At 54.7% G+C, this 331-nt stretch carries 1 protein-coding gene; it reads right to left on the bottom strand.

The window, feature by feature from the left end; all coding sequences use genetic code 11:
* Positions 1-144: 144 nt before the first annotated feature.
* The coding region (locus AC1RPX_RS07840) for a hypothetical protein (RefSeq protein ID WP_481763336.1) at positions 145-331 on the bottom strand (187 nt) is incomplete at its 5' end.

Here is a 331-nt window from a genome sequence, read left to right as displayed (position 1 = left end):
GATAAGAGCCTTGGGAGTGCCACGATCGTACAGTCCTTGGAGGCTCGTGCCATCCAACTTCCACATGCCGAAGTGGGGTCCCTTGCTACGCTTCGCAAACGACGGTACGTCGTCAGGATACGCTTTTTCCAGACTCGGCATAGGTCAACACAGAGCCACCTCTTCCTTCTTGTCAGAGATACGCACACCCGTCTTGTCCAATTCTTCCCATTCTGGGCTGCGTTTCCGGATCGTATCTTCCAGACGGTCGAACGCTGCATCCGACATGATCTCGGACTTGCCGTTGTAGTATGCGTCCTTGGCCCGAAGATACAGGGCCTTCATCTCACTG

This window comes from Dellaglioa sp. CoH-56-MRSF-14 (genome assembly GCF_056782115.1).
The sequence above is the reverse complement of the archived record's forward strand: the minus strand, read 5'-3'. Positions and strand labels throughout refer to the sequence as shown.